General features: G+C 69.7%; 14 protein-coding genes. 8 read left to right on the forward strand and 6 right to left on the reverse strand.

Going from position 1 to position 12,127, the window contains the following annotated elements; genetic code table 11:
• Positions 1-63: 63 nt before the first annotated feature.
• The 4 genes from QMK61_RS06405 (at position 64) to QMK61_RS06420 (ending at position 4,099) form a co-directional block, all read left to right on the forward strand.
• Positions 64-879 carry a S1/P1 nuclease gene (locus QMK61_RS06405; protein ID WP_302071283.1) on the forward strand — a complete coding sequence of 272 codons (816 nt, stop codon included), beginning with the start codon at positions 64-66 and terminating at the stop codon, positions 877-879.
• Between the two features lie 47 nt (positions 880-926).
• On the forward strand, positions 927-2,402 hold the full coding sequence (gene pyk / locus QMK61_RS06410; protein ID WP_302071284.1) for a pyruvate kinase: 1,476 nt from the start codon (positions 927-929) through the stop codon (positions 2,400-2,402).
• 67 nt (positions 2,403-2,469) lie between these two features.
• On the forward strand, positions 2,470-2,916 hold the full coding sequence (locus QMK61_RS06415) for an energy transducer TonB (protein WP_302071285.1): 447 nt from the start codon (positions 2,470-2,472) through the stop codon (positions 2,914-2,916).
• Between the two features lie 175 nt (positions 2,917-3,091).
• Positions 3,092-4,099 carry a class I fructose-bisphosphate aldolase gene (locus QMK61_RS06420; RefSeq protein ID WP_302071286.1) on the forward strand — a complete coding sequence of 336 codons (1,008 nt, stop codon included), beginning with the start codon at positions 3,092-3,094 and terminating at the stop codon, positions 4,097-4,099.
• Positions 4,100-4,175: 76 nt separating this feature from the next.
• Here QMK61_RS06420 and QMK61_RS06425 read toward each other — a convergent pair whose 3' ends face one another.
• Together QMK61_RS06425 and QMK61_RS06430 are read right to left on the reverse strand one after the other, a co-directional pair.
• Positions 4,176-4,772, reverse strand: a complete 597-nt coding sequence (locus tag QMK61_RS06425; protein WP_302071287.1) for a porin family protein — start codon at positions 4,770-4,772, stop codon at positions 4,176-4,178.
• A 254-nt stretch (positions 4,773-5,026) separates the two neighbouring features.
• Positions 5,027-5,611, reverse strand: a complete 585-nt coding sequence (locus QMK61_RS06430; RefSeq protein ID WP_302071288.1) for an outer membrane beta-barrel protein — start codon at positions 5,609-5,611, stop codon at positions 5,027-5,029.
• Between the two features lie 225 nt (positions 5,612-5,836).
• Here QMK61_RS06430 and tkt point away from each other — a divergent pair, with 225 nt between their 5' ends.
• Positions 5,837-7,837, forward strand: a complete 2,001-nt coding sequence (gene tkt, locus QMK61_RS06435) for a transketolase (RefSeq protein WP_302071289.1) — start codon at positions 5,837-5,839, stop codon at positions 7,835-7,837.
• Positions 7,838-7,906: 69 nt separating this feature from the next.
• On the opposite strand, the gene QMK61_RS06440 is transcribed toward tkt, so the two are convergent.
• From QMK61_RS06440 to QMK61_RS06455, 4 genes are read right to left on the reverse strand one after another with little or no spacing between them, the layout of a single operon-like run.
• Positions 7,907-8,323: a hypothetical protein gene (locus tag QMK61_RS06440; protein ID WP_302071290.1), complete on the reverse strand. Its 417-nt coding sequence runs from the start codon at positions 8,321-8,323 to the stop codon at positions 7,907-7,909.
• Positions 8,320-8,790 (reverse strand): Mpo1-like protein, encoded by a 471-nt coding sequence (locus QMK61_RS06445; protein ID WP_302071291.1) that lies wholly within the window; start codon positions 8,788-8,790, stop codon positions 8,320-8,322. Before QMK61_RS06445 ends, QMK61_RS06440 begins: the two co-directional genes overlap by 4 nt.
• A 20-nt stretch (positions 8,791-8,810) precedes the next feature.
• Complete coding sequence (locus tag QMK61_RS06450) at positions 8,811-9,143, reverse strand: SMR family transporter (RefSeq protein WP_302071292.1); 333 nt, start codon at positions 9,141-9,143, stop codon at positions 8,811-8,813.
• A gap of 7 nt (positions 9,144-9,150) precedes the next feature.
• Positions 9,151-10,047 (reverse strand): phosphoribosylaminoimidazolesuccinocarboxamide synthase, encoded by an 897-nt coding sequence (locus QMK61_RS06455; RefSeq protein WP_302071293.1) that lies wholly within the window; start codon positions 10,045-10,047, stop codon positions 9,151-9,153.
• Between the two features lie 118 nt (positions 10,048-10,165).
• Here QMK61_RS06455 and QMK61_RS06460 point away from each other — a divergent pair, with 118 nt between their 5' ends.
• The 3 genes from QMK61_RS06460 to rpe all read left to right on the forward strand — a co-directional run bounded on the left by QMK61_RS06460 (position 10,166) and on the right by rpe (position 12,119).
• Positions 10,166-10,486 carry a c-type cytochrome gene (locus QMK61_RS06460; protein ID WP_302071294.1) on the forward strand — a complete coding sequence of 107 codons (321 nt, stop codon included), beginning with the start codon at positions 10,166-10,168 and terminating at the stop codon, positions 10,484-10,486.
• A complete protein-coding gene (gene djlA / locus QMK61_RS06465) occupies positions 10,483-11,283 on the forward strand; it encodes a co-chaperone DjlA (protein WP_302071295.1) in 801 nt (266 codons plus the stop codon). The genes QMK61_RS06460 and djlA overlap by 4 nt, the downstream gene beginning before the upstream one ends.
• A 149-nt stretch (positions 11,284-11,432) precedes the next feature.
• Entirely contained in the window at positions 11,433-12,119 is a 687-nt protein-coding gene (rpe, locus tag QMK61_RS06470) for a ribulose-phosphate 3-epimerase (RefSeq protein ID WP_302071296.1), read from the forward strand.
• Positions 12,120-12,127 lie beyond the last annotated feature (8 nt).

Below are 12,127 nucleotides of genomic sequence, written 5' to 3' on the forward strand. Positions count from 1 at the left end.
AACCCGGCGGCACGCTGGCGGGCTTGTGGCAGACTGCGGCGCCTGTCCTGCAGGAATCCCGCCATGCCGTCCCGTCGCCGTCGTCTCGCCGCCGCGCTGTGCGCGGGCTTGCTGCTCGCCCCGGCCGCGCAGGCCTGGGGGCCGCTGGGCCACAGCATCGTCGCTGCGCTGGCGCAGCGGCACCTCAGTCCCGCCGCCGAGGCCGAGGTGGAGCGCCTGCTGGCGCTGGAGCACGTGACCGTGCTGGCCGACGTGGCCAGCTGGCCCGACCAGATCCAGGACGACCCGGCCGAGCAGGCGCTGTGGAAGCGCACGCGCAAGCTGCACTACGTCAACTTCCGCGGCGGCCCGGCATGCGATTACGTGCCGCCGCGCGATTGCCGGGACGGCGAATGCGTGGTGGGCGGGCTGGCGCGCTACGTGGCGATCCTGCGCGACCGCTCGCAGCCGGACGCGGCGCGGCTGGAGGCGCTGAAGTTCGTGGTGCACTTCGTCGGCGACATCCACCAGCCGCTGCACGCGGGTTACCGCGACGACCTGGGCGGCAACCGGTACCAGGTGCAGTTCGAGGGACAGGGCAGCAACCTGCACCGGGTCTGGGACTCGGGGATGCTGAAGACGCGCGGCCTCGACTGGAAGGCCTACGCGGCCAGGCTGGATGCCGAGGGTCCGGTGGCGCTGCCGCCGCCGATCGCGCCGCTGGACGATCCCTACGCCCAGTGGGCGGAGGAATCCTGCCGCATCACCCGGGACGTCTATCCGTCCGGACATGCGGTCGGTCCGCGCTACGTCGAGGCCGAGCTGCCGGTGGCCGAGCGCCAGCTGCGCCTTGCCGGGCGCCGGCTGGCGGAGGTGCTCAACACCGCGCTGGGCAAATGATGCGCACCGGTGCGTGCAGGCGCCGCGGCTTCTGATAATCTCGCCGGATGACCAACGACACACGCAGCCGCCGCACCCGCATCGTAGCCACCCTGGGCCCCGCCACCGACGCGCCGGGCATGCTCGGGAAGATCATCGCCGAAGGGGTGGACGTGGTCCGCCTCAACCTTTCCCACGGCCAGCCGGACGACCACCGCGCCCGCGCCGCCGCGGTGCGCGACGCGGCGGCCGCCGCCGGTCGCGAGGTGGGCATCCTTGCCGACCTGCAGGGGCCCAAGATCCGCATCGAGCGCTTCGCCAACGGCCCCATCGAATTGCACAACGGCGACCTGTTCGTGCTCGACTGCTCGCCCGACGCCCCGCCCGGCGACGTGAACCGGGTGGGCGTGAGCTACCACGACCTGCCGCGCGACGTGCGCCCCGGCGACGTGCTGCTGCTGGACGACGGCCTGGTGGCGCTGACCGTGCGCGAGGTGGCCGGCGCAGAGGTGCGCTGCCAGGTGCTGGTGGGCGGGCGGTTGTCCGACCGCAAGGGCCTCAACCGGCAGGGCGGCGGCCTGTCCGTCTCCGCGCTGTCGGACAAGGACAAGGCCGACATCAAGCTCGCTGCCGAGATCGGCGCGGATTTCCTCGCGGTGTCCTTCGTGCGCTCGGCCGCGGACATGGACGAGGCGCGCCGGCTGCTGCACGAGGCCGGCGGCAACGCCGCGCTGGTGTCCAAGATCGAGCGCGCCGACGCGCTGCCGGTGCTGGGCGAGATCATCGACGCCTCCGACGTGGTGATGGTGGCGCGCGGCGACCTGGGCGTGGAAATCGGCGACGCCGAGCTGCCCGGCCTGCAGAAGAAGATCATCCGCGAGGCGGTGGAGCGCAACCGCGCGGTGATCACCGCCACCCAGATGCTGCAATCGATGGTGCGTTCGCCCATCCCCACCCGCGCCGAGGTGCTGGACGTGGCCAACGCGGTCATCGACGGCACCGACGCGGTGATGCTGTCGGAGGAATCTGCCGCCGGCGCGCATCCCGACAAGGCGGTGGCGGCGCTGAACCGCATCTGCCTGGGCGCCGAGCGCCAGTTCGAGCCGAAGGAAGACCTCTCCAGCGCCCGTCACCGCCTCGACCGCACCGACCAGGCCATCGCGCTGGCCTCGATGGTGCTGGCCGGCCAGCTCGGCGTGCGCGCGATCGTGGCGCTGACCGAATCCGGCGCCACCGCGCAGTGGCTGTCGCGCTACCGCAGCGCGGTGCCGATCTACGGCCTGTCGCCGTTCGCCGCCGCGCGCCGCCGCATGCTGCTGCTGCGCGACGTGCAGCCGGTGGAATTCAGCCATGGCGAGAACCAGAGCATGGCCGCCGCCACCCGCGCCGCGGTGCGGCTGCTGTTCGAAAAGGGCAGGCTGGACGAGGGCGACAGCGTGGTGATCACCTACGGCGACCGCATCGGCCACGTCGGCGGCACCAATACGCTGAAGCTGCTCGCGGTGGGCGCCGATGGCATGGTGGACAGCCTGCGCGACCTGTAGACGCCGCCGTGCGGCAGGACGATTAAACTGTCACGGGCATCCCACCCGTCCTGCGCAGGAGATCCGCATGAACACCCAGACGCGCCGCCTTTCCCTGTCGCTGCTGCTGGCTTCCGCCATGCTCTGCGCCGTCCCCGCACTGGCGCAGAACACGCGCAAGGTCGGCCCGCAACAGCTCTACAACTACTGGATCCGCCTCAACACCCAGGTGCAGGTGAACATGCCCAACAGCGGCAAGAACCTGCTCAAGCCGGGCTGCGTGGCGGTGAGCTACGTGATCGGCTCCGACGGCGTGCCGATGGACGTGAAGGTGCGCAAGGTGGTGCCGGAGAGCGACCTGGGCCCGGCCGCGGCCAGCGCGGTGACCAATTTCCGCTTCGGGCCCTCGCTGACCAACCGCAACCACGAGCCGGTGGCGACCTATTACGTGGTGCCGTTCAATGCACCCGGCGACCAGGCGGCGCGCGACAAGCTGATGGCCCCCTGCGCACTGCCAGGCTACGACCAGGGCTGACCCGCCGCCCACCGCCTGCCCTGGCGGGATTTCCCGGTGCCCGCCGCGTCCGGCGCGCCGCCGTGCCGGCGCAAGGCGTTCCCGCTACAATGCGCGGCTTCCAGCCTTGCCGGCCCGTTCTCCGGGCGGTATCCACCCTGCGCGGCCGTGGCCGCCACCGTTTCGCGGAGTCGTCATGAGTATCGAAGATCTCGAAAGCATCGCCCTGGCGATGGTTGCGCCCGGCAAGGGCATCATCGCCATCGACGAGTCGACCAACACCATCAGGAAGCGCTTCGAGGCGGTCGGCATCGAGAACAACGAGGAGAACCGCCGCGCCTACCGCGAGCTGCTGCTCACCACGCCGGGCCTCAACGAGCACATCTCCGGCGCGATCCTGTACGACGAGACGATCCGCCAGAAGACCCGGGACGGCGTGCCGTTCACCGAAGTGATGAAGAAGGCCGGCATCATCCCCGGCATCAAGGTGGACAAGGGCCCGGTGCCGCTGGCCGGCTTCCCCGGCGACGTGGTCACCGAGGGCCTGGACGGGCTGCGCGAGCGCCTGCAGGAATACGCGAAGCTGGGCGCGCAGTTCGCCAAGTGGCGTGCGGTGATCAACATTTCCGAGGACAACCCCAGCTCCACCGCGATCGAGGCCAACTGCCACGCGCTGGCGCGCTACGCCGCGCTGTGCCAGGAAGCCGGCCTGGTGCCGATGGTCGAGCCGGAGGTGATCATGGACGGCGACCACAGCATCGAGGTCAGCTACGAAGTGCACGAGGCCGTGCTGCGCAGCCTGTTCAACTCGCTGTACGAGCAGAACGTGATGCTGGAAGGCACCATCCTCAAGGTCAGCATGGTGATCCCGGGCAAGGACTGCGACGAGCAGGCCGGCGTCGAGGAAGTGGCCGAGGCCACCGTGCGCGTGCTGAAGACCTGCGTGCCGGCCTCGCTGCCGGGCATCGTGTTCCTCTCCGGCGGCCAGACCGACGAGCAGTCCACCGCCCACCTCAACGCGATGAACCGCATGGGCCCGCACCCGTGGCCGCTGTCGTTCTCCTACGGCCGCGCCATGCAGCAGGCCGCGCTGAAGCTGTGGGCCAAGGACATGAAGGCCAACTACGCCGAGGCGCAGAAGACCGTGCACGCGCGCGCCCGGGACAACGGCCTGGCCGCGCTGGGTCAGTGGAACGGCAAGTAAGCCACCGCTCCCGCCTCCGCACGAAAAACGGGCGCCTCGCGGCGCCCGTTCCCGTTTCCGGCCTGTGCCGTTTCGATCAGAAGCGGTATTCGGCGCTGACCGAGACCATGTCGGTGCTCAGGTCCACGCTGTGCTTCTTGGCGTCGTAGTAGTCGTAGTTCAGGCCGACGCTGACGTTGTTGCTGAAGTCGTAGCCGACGCCCGCGCCGGCGTACCAGCTGGTGTCGTCCAGACTGTGGCGGGTGGGCAGGTCGTTGTTGCTCAGGCCGTGGCCCTTCCAGCCGTAGATGCCGGTGCGCGCGCTGACGTACCAGTTCGGGCTGAGGTTGAAGTGACCGTTCACGCCGGCGGTCCAGCCGTGCAGCTGGCTCTTGCCGCGCTCGACGACCGGCTTGCTGTTGAAGATGTTCTTGGCATGGATGTTGCCGAGGTCGTTGTAGCCGGCCTCGACGCCCAGCGCCACCGACGGGTTCACCGCCCAGCGATAGCCGCCATTGATGGCGTAGCCGGTGTCATGGCCGTCGTACGGGCCCTTGTCGATGGAGGTGCGGCCGACATTGCCGTTGACGAACCAGCCGCCGTTGCCGGTGGTCGGCGCGCTCTGCGCGAAGACGGCCGGCACGGCCATCAGGCCGGCGGTGGCGAAAGCGAGGGCGAGCAGCGACTTTTTCATGGAGTGTCTCCTGTTATTGACTGGACGGCGACCGGGCGCATGGGGAAAGGGGCCGGTGCCGGAGCCTCGCCGGTGGGGAAATGGCGGGGCACGTTTTCTTAGATGAAGGGCGGAGCCGAAGATTCAACCAGGCAGAAAAAATTATTAAGTATCGATTAATAAGAAAAATCTGGTTGCATGCGACTTGTTGTAATCATTGAAGAAACGGGCGCCGTCCGGGCGCCCGTTCCGTGCGGTCGAAAAGCCGTTCCAGCTCAGAAGCGGTATTCCGCCGACACCGTGTACACGCTCGGGTCGAGCTTCAGACCCTTGCCGGAGGCGCCGTAGTAGTCGTAGTTCAGGCCCATGCTCCAGTTCGGGCTGAAGTTCACGCCCACGCCTGCGCCGGCGTAGTACTTGGTCTTCTCGAGATGGCGGAATTCGGGGTTGTCGCCCTGCGTCAGGCCCTCGGCCTGGGCGTAGAAGGCGCCGCCGCGCAGCTCGCCGTACCAGCTCGGGCTGAAGTTGTAGCGCAGGTCGAGGCCGGCGGTGCTGCCGCGCAACTTGGACTTGGTGCCCGGCAGGCCGTTGTAGGCGCCCGCGGCCTTGACGCGGCCGAGGTACTGGTAGCCCACCTCCACGCCCAGCGAGGTCTCCGGGTTGATCGCGAAGCGGTAGCCGCCCTTCACGCCGCCGGCGGCCGCGCCATCGTCGTAGTGGCCCTGGTTCACGTGGGCGTAGCCCGCGTCGGCGCTGAGGTACCAGCCCTGCTGGGCGGTGTGGGTGGCGTCCTGGGCGAACGCGGCGGGAACGGCCGCCGCACCGGCGGCCAGGGCAAGGGCAAGCAAAGTCTTGTTCATGGGGTGATCCTCTTGTTTTTGATGTGCCCGCGGCGCCTTGGGGAAAGGGGATGCCGCGGCCGCGCCGTCCTGCGACGCCGGACCATTAGATCGAAGCGGGCCTGAAGGGTTTCAATACCAGACGGTATAGAATTAAGGCCGGGTTAAGTCACGTTTGCATGGCGACATGCTCATGTCGTATCGGCGACAATGCGCGTCTTGTCCCGACAGTTCCCGGAGATTCCCATGACCACCCGCCGCCAACTCGCCAATGCCGTGCGAGCCCTCGCCATGGATGCCGTGGAAGCGGCCAATTCCGGTCATCCGGGCATGCCGATGGGCATGGCCGACATCGCCGAGGTGCTGTGGAACGATTTCCACCGCCACAACCCGGCCAACCCGCACTGGTTCAACCGCGACCGCTTCATGCTCTCCAACGGCCACGGCTCGATGCTGCAGTACGCGCTGCTGCACCTCACCGGCTACGACCTGCCGATGAGCGAGCTGAAGCGCTTCCGCCAGCTGCATTCGAAGACCCCGGGCCACCCCGAGGCGCACGAGACGGTGGGCGTGGAAACCACCACCGGCCCGCTGGGCCAGGGCATCGCCAACGGCGTGGGCTTCGCGCTGGCCGAGAAGGTGCTGGGCGAGCGCTTCAACCGGCCGGGCTTCGACATCGTCGACCACCACACCTGGGTGTTCTGCGGCGACGGCTGCCTGATGGAAGGCATCTCGCAGGAGGCGATCTCGCTGGCCGGCACCTGGAAGCTGGGCAAGCTCACCCTGGTCTACGACGACAACAACATCTCCATCGACGGCGAGGTGCCGGGCTGGTTCACCGACGATACGGCGGCGCGCTTCGAGGCCTGCGGCTGGCATGTGGTGCGCGGCGTGGACGGCCATGATGCGGAGAAGATCAAGGCCGCGCTGGCCGCCGCCAAGGCCGAGACCGGCAAGCCGAGCCTGGTGATCTGCAAGACCATCATCGGCTTCGGCGCGCCGAACAAGGAAGGCAAGGAGTCCAGCCATGGTGCGGCGCTGGGCAAGAGCGAAGTCGCCGCCGCGCGCGACATGCTCGACTGGCGCTATCCCCCGTTCGAGATCCCCGCCGAGATCTACGCCGGCTGGGATGCGAAGGAAGCCGGCGCGAAGCGTGAGGCCGAATGGAACGCGCTGTTCGCCGACTACGCCAAGGCGCATCCGGAGCTGGCCGCGGAGCTGAAGCGCCGCCTGGCTGCCGAGCTGCCCGCCGACTGGGCGGAAAAGTCGCAAGCCTACGTCGAGAAGCTGCAGGCCGAGGGCCCGGACGTGGCCAGCCGCAAGGCCTCGCAGATGACGCTGAACGCGTTCGGCCCGCTGCTGCCCGAGCTGATCGGCGGCTCGGCCGACCTGGCCGGTTCCAACCTCACCCTCTGGAAGGGCTCGGTCAGCGTGACCGAGGCCAGCCCCGACGCCAACTACATCCACTCCGGCGTGCGCGAGTTCGGCATGACCGCGATCGGCACCGGCCTGGCCCTGCATGGCGGCTTCATTCCGTACGACGCCACCTTCCTGGTGTTCTCCGACTACGCGCGCAACGCGGTGCGCATGAGCGCGCTGATCCCCGCGCATTCGATCCACGTCTACACCCACGACTCGATCGGCCTGGGCGAGGACGGCCCCACCCACCAGCCGGTCGAGCACCTGGCCAGCCTGCGCTACATCCCCAACAACCGCGTGTGGCGCCCGTGCGACGCGGTGGAATCGGCGGTGGCGTGGAAGGTGGCGATCGAGCGCAAGGACGGACCCTCCTGCCTGGTGTTCTCGCGCCAGGCGCTGAAGCACCAGCAGCGCAGCAGCGAGCAGGTGGCCGGCATCGCGCGCGGTGCCTACGTGCTGTCCGATCCGGCCGATGCGAAGTTCAAGGCGATCCTGATCGCCACCGGCTCCGAGGTGGAACTGGCGATGGAGGCCGCGCGCACGCTGGCCCAGCAGAACGTGCCGGTGCGCGTGGTGTCGATGCCGTGCACCGAGGCGTTCGACGCCCAGCCGCTGGAATACCGCGAAGGCGTGCTGCCCGGCTGGTGCCGCGCGCGCGTGGCGGTGGAGGCGGCGTACGTCGACTTCTGGCGCAAGTACGTGGGCCTGGACGGCGAGGTGGTCGGCATGACCACCTTCGGCGCCTCCGCCCCGGCCGATCAGCTGTTCGACTACTTCGGCATCACCGTGGCCAACGTGGTCGATGCGGTGAAGCGCGTCGCCGGCTGAACAACGGCCTATCGCCACGAGAGAGGCGGGCCATGGCGGCCCGCTTCTTTCGTGCAAGGGCAAGGGATTTCAGGTCATCCCGAGCGAAGTGGCCGCGCCGAACGCCACCGCCATCACCGCCGCCACCGCCAGGCACGCACTCGCCGGGCGGATCCGCCGCGCGTCGTAGCGCGGGATCAGTCGCCACAGCAGCACGACGCCGAGCAGCATGTCGGCCACCAGCGCCAGCCGCAGCGCGCCTGAGGCGAGCAGCGCGCCGTAGGGCGGCGCCACGTGCCCTTCGTGGATCGCCACGCCGCCCACCATCAACGCGCCGGCCAGGGTCCACAGCAGGCAGGCCAGGTAGACGCGGTTGAACACCGGCGGCCCGTGCTCGCACCAGCGCAGCACCACCCAGGCGATCAGCGCGCAGAACAGCGCGCCGATGGAGCTGTAGAGCACCCACCAGACCAGGCTGCTGAGCAGGGTGAGCAGGCCGGCGGTCATGCGGAGGCCTTGAAGCCCAGCTTGCGCAGCAGTTTCTCCATCAGCCAGGCCGGGCCGACCAGCAGGTAGGACAGGTCGGTGAGGAAGCTGGGGCGGCGCCCTTCGTAGTGGTGGCCGATGAACTGGCCGATCCAGGCGACCACGAACACTGCCACCGCGAGCCAGCGCAGGTGGGCGGGGCCGAGCGCGCCGTACAGCAGGTGCGTGACCAGGCCCAGCACGGCGAAGGCGACCAGCAGCCCCGCCGCCAGCCGGTGCGAGCGGCGCCAGTACCAGTAGAACGCCAGCACCATCGCCAGCACCGCCCAGGCGCCGGGCTTGAGGTAGGCGGGCGGCACTGGGACCGTCCACAGCAGCGCGATCACCGCCCATACGATGGGCGGCACGCACAGCCAGTGGAGGCGCTGGTTGACCGGGTTCCGGTGGTCGTTGCTGTAGCTGTCGAGCCAGTCCTGCATGCTGCGCATGGAAGCCTCCCCGTGGGCCGTCAGTGGGCGCCGCCCCTGGATAGCAGGTTCAGCACCAGGACGCCAGCGACGATCAGCGCGATGCCGATGCCGCCGGCCAGATCGATCTTCTGCCGGAACGCCACCGCGCCGATCAGCGCGATCAGCACCGTGCCCGCGCCCGACCACACCGCGTAGGCGATGCCCACCGGCATCCGCCGCAGGGTAAGGCTGAGGAAGTAGAACGCGGTGGCGTAGCCGGCGACCACCAGCACGCTGGGCCAGAGCCGGCTGAAGCCTTCGCTCGCCTTCAGCGCGCTGGTGCCGATCACCTCGGCGAGGATGGCGACGGCGAGCGACAGCCAGGCGTTCATCGCGTCGTCAATCCAGTCGGATGCCGGCGAGCCGTTCCAGCGCCTCGGCGTACTTGGCGCGGGTGCGCGCGATCACCTCGGCGGGAATCGCCGGGCCGGGCGCCCGCTTGTTCCAGTCCAGCGTCTCCAGGTAGTCGCGCACGAACTGTTTGTCGTAGCTGGGCGGGCTGATCCCCACCCGGTACTGGTCGGCCGGCCAGTAGCGCGAGGAGTCGGGCGTGAGCATCTCGTCCATCACGTACAGTTTGCCGTCCGTGTCGGTGCCGAACTCCAGCTTGGTGTCGGCGAGGATGATGCCGCGCCCGGCCGCGTAGCCGGCGGCCCAGCGGTAGATCGCCAGGGTGGCGTCGCGCACCTGGCCGGCCAGCTCGCGGCCCACCGCGTTCGCCACCGCGTCGAAGCTGACGTTCTCGTCGTGGTCGCCCACCGCGGCCTTGGTCGAGGGCGTGAAGATCGGTTCCGGCAGCTGTTGCGCCTGCTCGAGGCCCGCGGGCAGGGCGATGCCGCAGACCGCGCCGGTGCGCCGGTAGTCCTTCCAGCCCGAACCGATCAGGTAGCCGCGCGCGATCGCTTCCACCGGCACCGGCTTCAGCCGCCGCGTCACCACCGCGCGCTTCGCGTACGGCGCAGGGTCGACGCCGGCCGGCAGCACCTCGGCCAGCGGCACGTCGAGCAGGTGGTTGGGCATCAGGTGGGCGGTCTGGCCGAACCAGAAATTGGAGATCTGCGTGAGCATCTCGCCCTTGCCGGGGATCGGGTCGGGCAGCACCACATCGAACGCGGACAGACGGTCGGTGGCGACGATCAGCAGGCGGCGGTCGTCCAGCGCGTAGACGTCGCGCACCTTGCCGCGGTGGATCAGGTCGAGGCCGGGCAGGTCGGCTTGCAGCAGGGTGGTGGGCACGGGCGCTCCGGGGACGGCGGGGAAGCATCCATTGTAGCGGCCAAGTGCCGCGGCGGCGGCGCCCGCGGCGCGGGACGGCGCTGCTAGAATCGCCGCTTTGCCGCCCATCCTGCTGCCGATGCGAACCGTATCCATCGTCGCCCTGAGCCTGGCGTTCGCACTGCCGGCCATGGCCGCCTCCCCGGCGAAACCCGCCCGGCTGGGCCTGTGCGCCGCCTGTCACGGCGAGGACGGCATGGCCCGCGTGCCGGGCGCCCCGAATCTGGCCGGGCAGCGCCTGGACTACCTGCGCAAGGCGCTGGCGGACTACCGCGACGGCCGTCGCGACGTGCCGGTAATGCGCGCCGCCGTGGGCCCGATGAGCCCGGTGGACCTCGACGCGCTGGCGCGGTGGTACAGCGCGCAGGCGCCGCGCGCCGCGGCGGGGGCGCAGCCGTGAGCTACACCTACACGATCTGGTTTGCGCTGGCCGGCCTGCTGCTGGGCCACGGCTTCGTCGGCGCGGCGGTGGGCGGCATCGTCGGCTTCGTGCTGGACAACCTGCGCTTCAGCCAGCGCCGCGCCGCCACGCCGGAGGCGGGCGGCTTCGTGGTGCCGCTGTTCGCCCTGCTGGGCGCGGTGGCCAAGTCCGACGGGCGCGTCTCCGAGGCGGAGATCGCCGTGGCCGAGCGCATGATGGCGCGCATGGGCCTCGGCGCCGAGCAGCGCCAGCAGGCGGTGGCCAGCTTCAACCGTGGCAAGCAACCCGAGTTCGACGTCACGCCCACGATCAACGAACTGCGCCAGTGGGTCGGCCTGCGCCGCGACCACGCCTTCCCGGTGCTGGACGTGGTGATCGAGACCGTGCTGGCCGAGGGCAACCCCTCGCCGGAGAAGATGGCGATCCTGCGCCAGCTCGCCTTCGCGCTGCGCGTCAGCGACATGGAGCTGATGGCGCTGATGGCGATGAAGGGCTACGTGTGGAACGCCGGCTCGCGTGGCCGCGGGCCGGGTGCGGGCGGAGGCTACGTGCCGCCCACGCGCAACACGCAGGGGCCCGATCCCTACGCCGTGCTGGGCATCACCCGCGACGCCGACGACCGCGCCGTGAAGCGCGCGTACCGCAAGCTGATCTCCGAGCACCACCCCGACCGCCTCGGCGACCTGCCCGAGGAGATGCGCAGGCGCGCCGAGGCCCGCGCCAGCGAGATCAACGCGGCCTACGAGCGCATCAAGGCCGAGAAAGGCTTCAAGTAGCCGGTGCCCGTGCCAAGCGCGCCATCCACATCGCTCGCCCTGAGCGCAGGCCCGCAGGGCCGAGGTCGAAGGGTTGCCCACCAGCCCTTCGACTTCGCTGCGCTACGCTCGGGGCGAACGGCTCAGACAAAACGACACAGGTCCCCGCCATGAGCAAGCAGACCCCCGTCATTGCCCCCTCCATCCTCTCCGCCGACTTCGCGCGCCTTGGCGAGGACACCGCCGCCGTGCTGGCCGCGGGCGGCGACTGGGTGCACTTCGACGTGATGGACAACCACTACGTACCCAACCTCACCATGGGCCCGATGGTGCTGAAGGCGCTGCGCGGCTACGGCATCACCGCGCCGATCGACGTGCACCTGATGGTGAAGCCGGTGGACCGCATCGCGCCGGACTTCGCCAGGGCCGGCGCCAGCCTGGTCAGCTTCCACCCGGAGGCCAGCGAGCACGTGGACCGCACCATCGGCCTGATCCGGGATTCCGGCTGCCAGGCCGGCCTGGTGTTCAACCCGGCCACTTCGCTGGACTGCCTCGACTACGTGCTGGACAAGCTCGATCTGGTGCTGATCATGTCGGTGAACCCCGGCTTCGGCGGGCAGACGTTCATCCCGATGGCGCTGGAGAAGCTGCGCCGCGTGCGCCGCATGATCGACGAACGCGGCCTGGACGTGCGCCTGGAGATCGACGGCGGCGTGAACGCGGACAACATCGGCGCGATCGCCGCTGCTGGCGCCGATACCTTCGTGGCCGGCTCGGCGATCTTCGGCGCGGCCGACTACGCCGCCGAAATCGCCGCGATGCGCGCGGCCATCGCGCGCGGGGCTGAGCGGGCATAAAAATCCCG

Origin of the sequence: Fulvimonas sp. R45 (genome assembly GCF_030504985.1) — a bacterium.
GTDB lineage: Bacteria > Pseudomonadota > Gammaproteobacteria > Xanthomonadales > Rhodanobacteraceae > Rhodanobacter_A.

Excerpts from the sequence above, each read along its gene's own strand:
- QMK61_RS06405 (WP_302071283.1), top strand. The coding sequence starts at position 64 with ATGCCGTCCCGTCGCCGTCGTCTCGCCGCCGCGCTGTGCGCGGGCTTG.
- pyk (WP_302071284.1), top strand. The coding sequence starts at position 927 with ATGACCAACGACACACGCAGCCGCCGCACCCGCATCGTAGCCACCCTG.
- QMK61_RS06415 (WP_302071285.1), top strand. The coding sequence starts at position 2,470 with ATGAACACCCAGACGCGCCGCCTTTCCCTGTCGCTGCTGCTGGCTTCC.
- QMK61_RS06420 (WP_302071286.1), top strand. The coding sequence starts at position 3,092 with ATGAGTATCGAAGATCTCGAAAGCATCGCCCTGGCGATGGTTGCGCCC.
- QMK61_RS06425 (WP_302071287.1), bottom strand. The coding sequence starts at position 4,772 with ATGAAAAAGTCGCTGCTCGCCCTCGCTTTCGCCACCGCCGGCCTGATG.
- QMK61_RS06430 (WP_302071288.1), bottom strand. The coding sequence starts at position 5,611 with ATGAACAAGACTTTGCTTGCCCTTGCCCTGGCCGCCGGTGCGGCGGCC.
- tkt (WP_302071289.1), top strand. The coding sequence starts at position 5,837 with ATGACCACCCGCCGCCAACTCGCCAATGCCGTGCGAGCCCTCGCCATG.
- QMK61_RS06440 (WP_302071290.1), bottom strand. The coding sequence starts at position 8,323 with ATGACCGCCGGCCTGCTCACCCTGCTCAGCAGCCTGGTCTGGTGGGTG.
- QMK61_RS06445 (WP_302071291.1), bottom strand. The coding sequence starts at position 8,790 with ATGCGCAGCATGCAGGACTGGCTCGACAGCTACAGCAACGACCACCGG.
- QMK61_RS06450 (WP_302071292.1), bottom strand. The coding sequence starts at position 9,143 with ATGAACGCCTGGCTGTCGCTCGCCGTCGCCATCCTCGCCGAGGTGATC.
- QMK61_RS06460 (WP_302071294.1), top strand. The coding sequence starts at position 10,166 with ATGCGAACCGTATCCATCGTCGCCCTGAGCCTGGCGTTCGCACTGCCG.
- rpe (WP_302071296.1), top strand. The coding sequence starts at position 11,433 with ATGAGCAAGCAGACCCCCGTCATTGCCCCCTCCATCCTCTCCGCCGAC.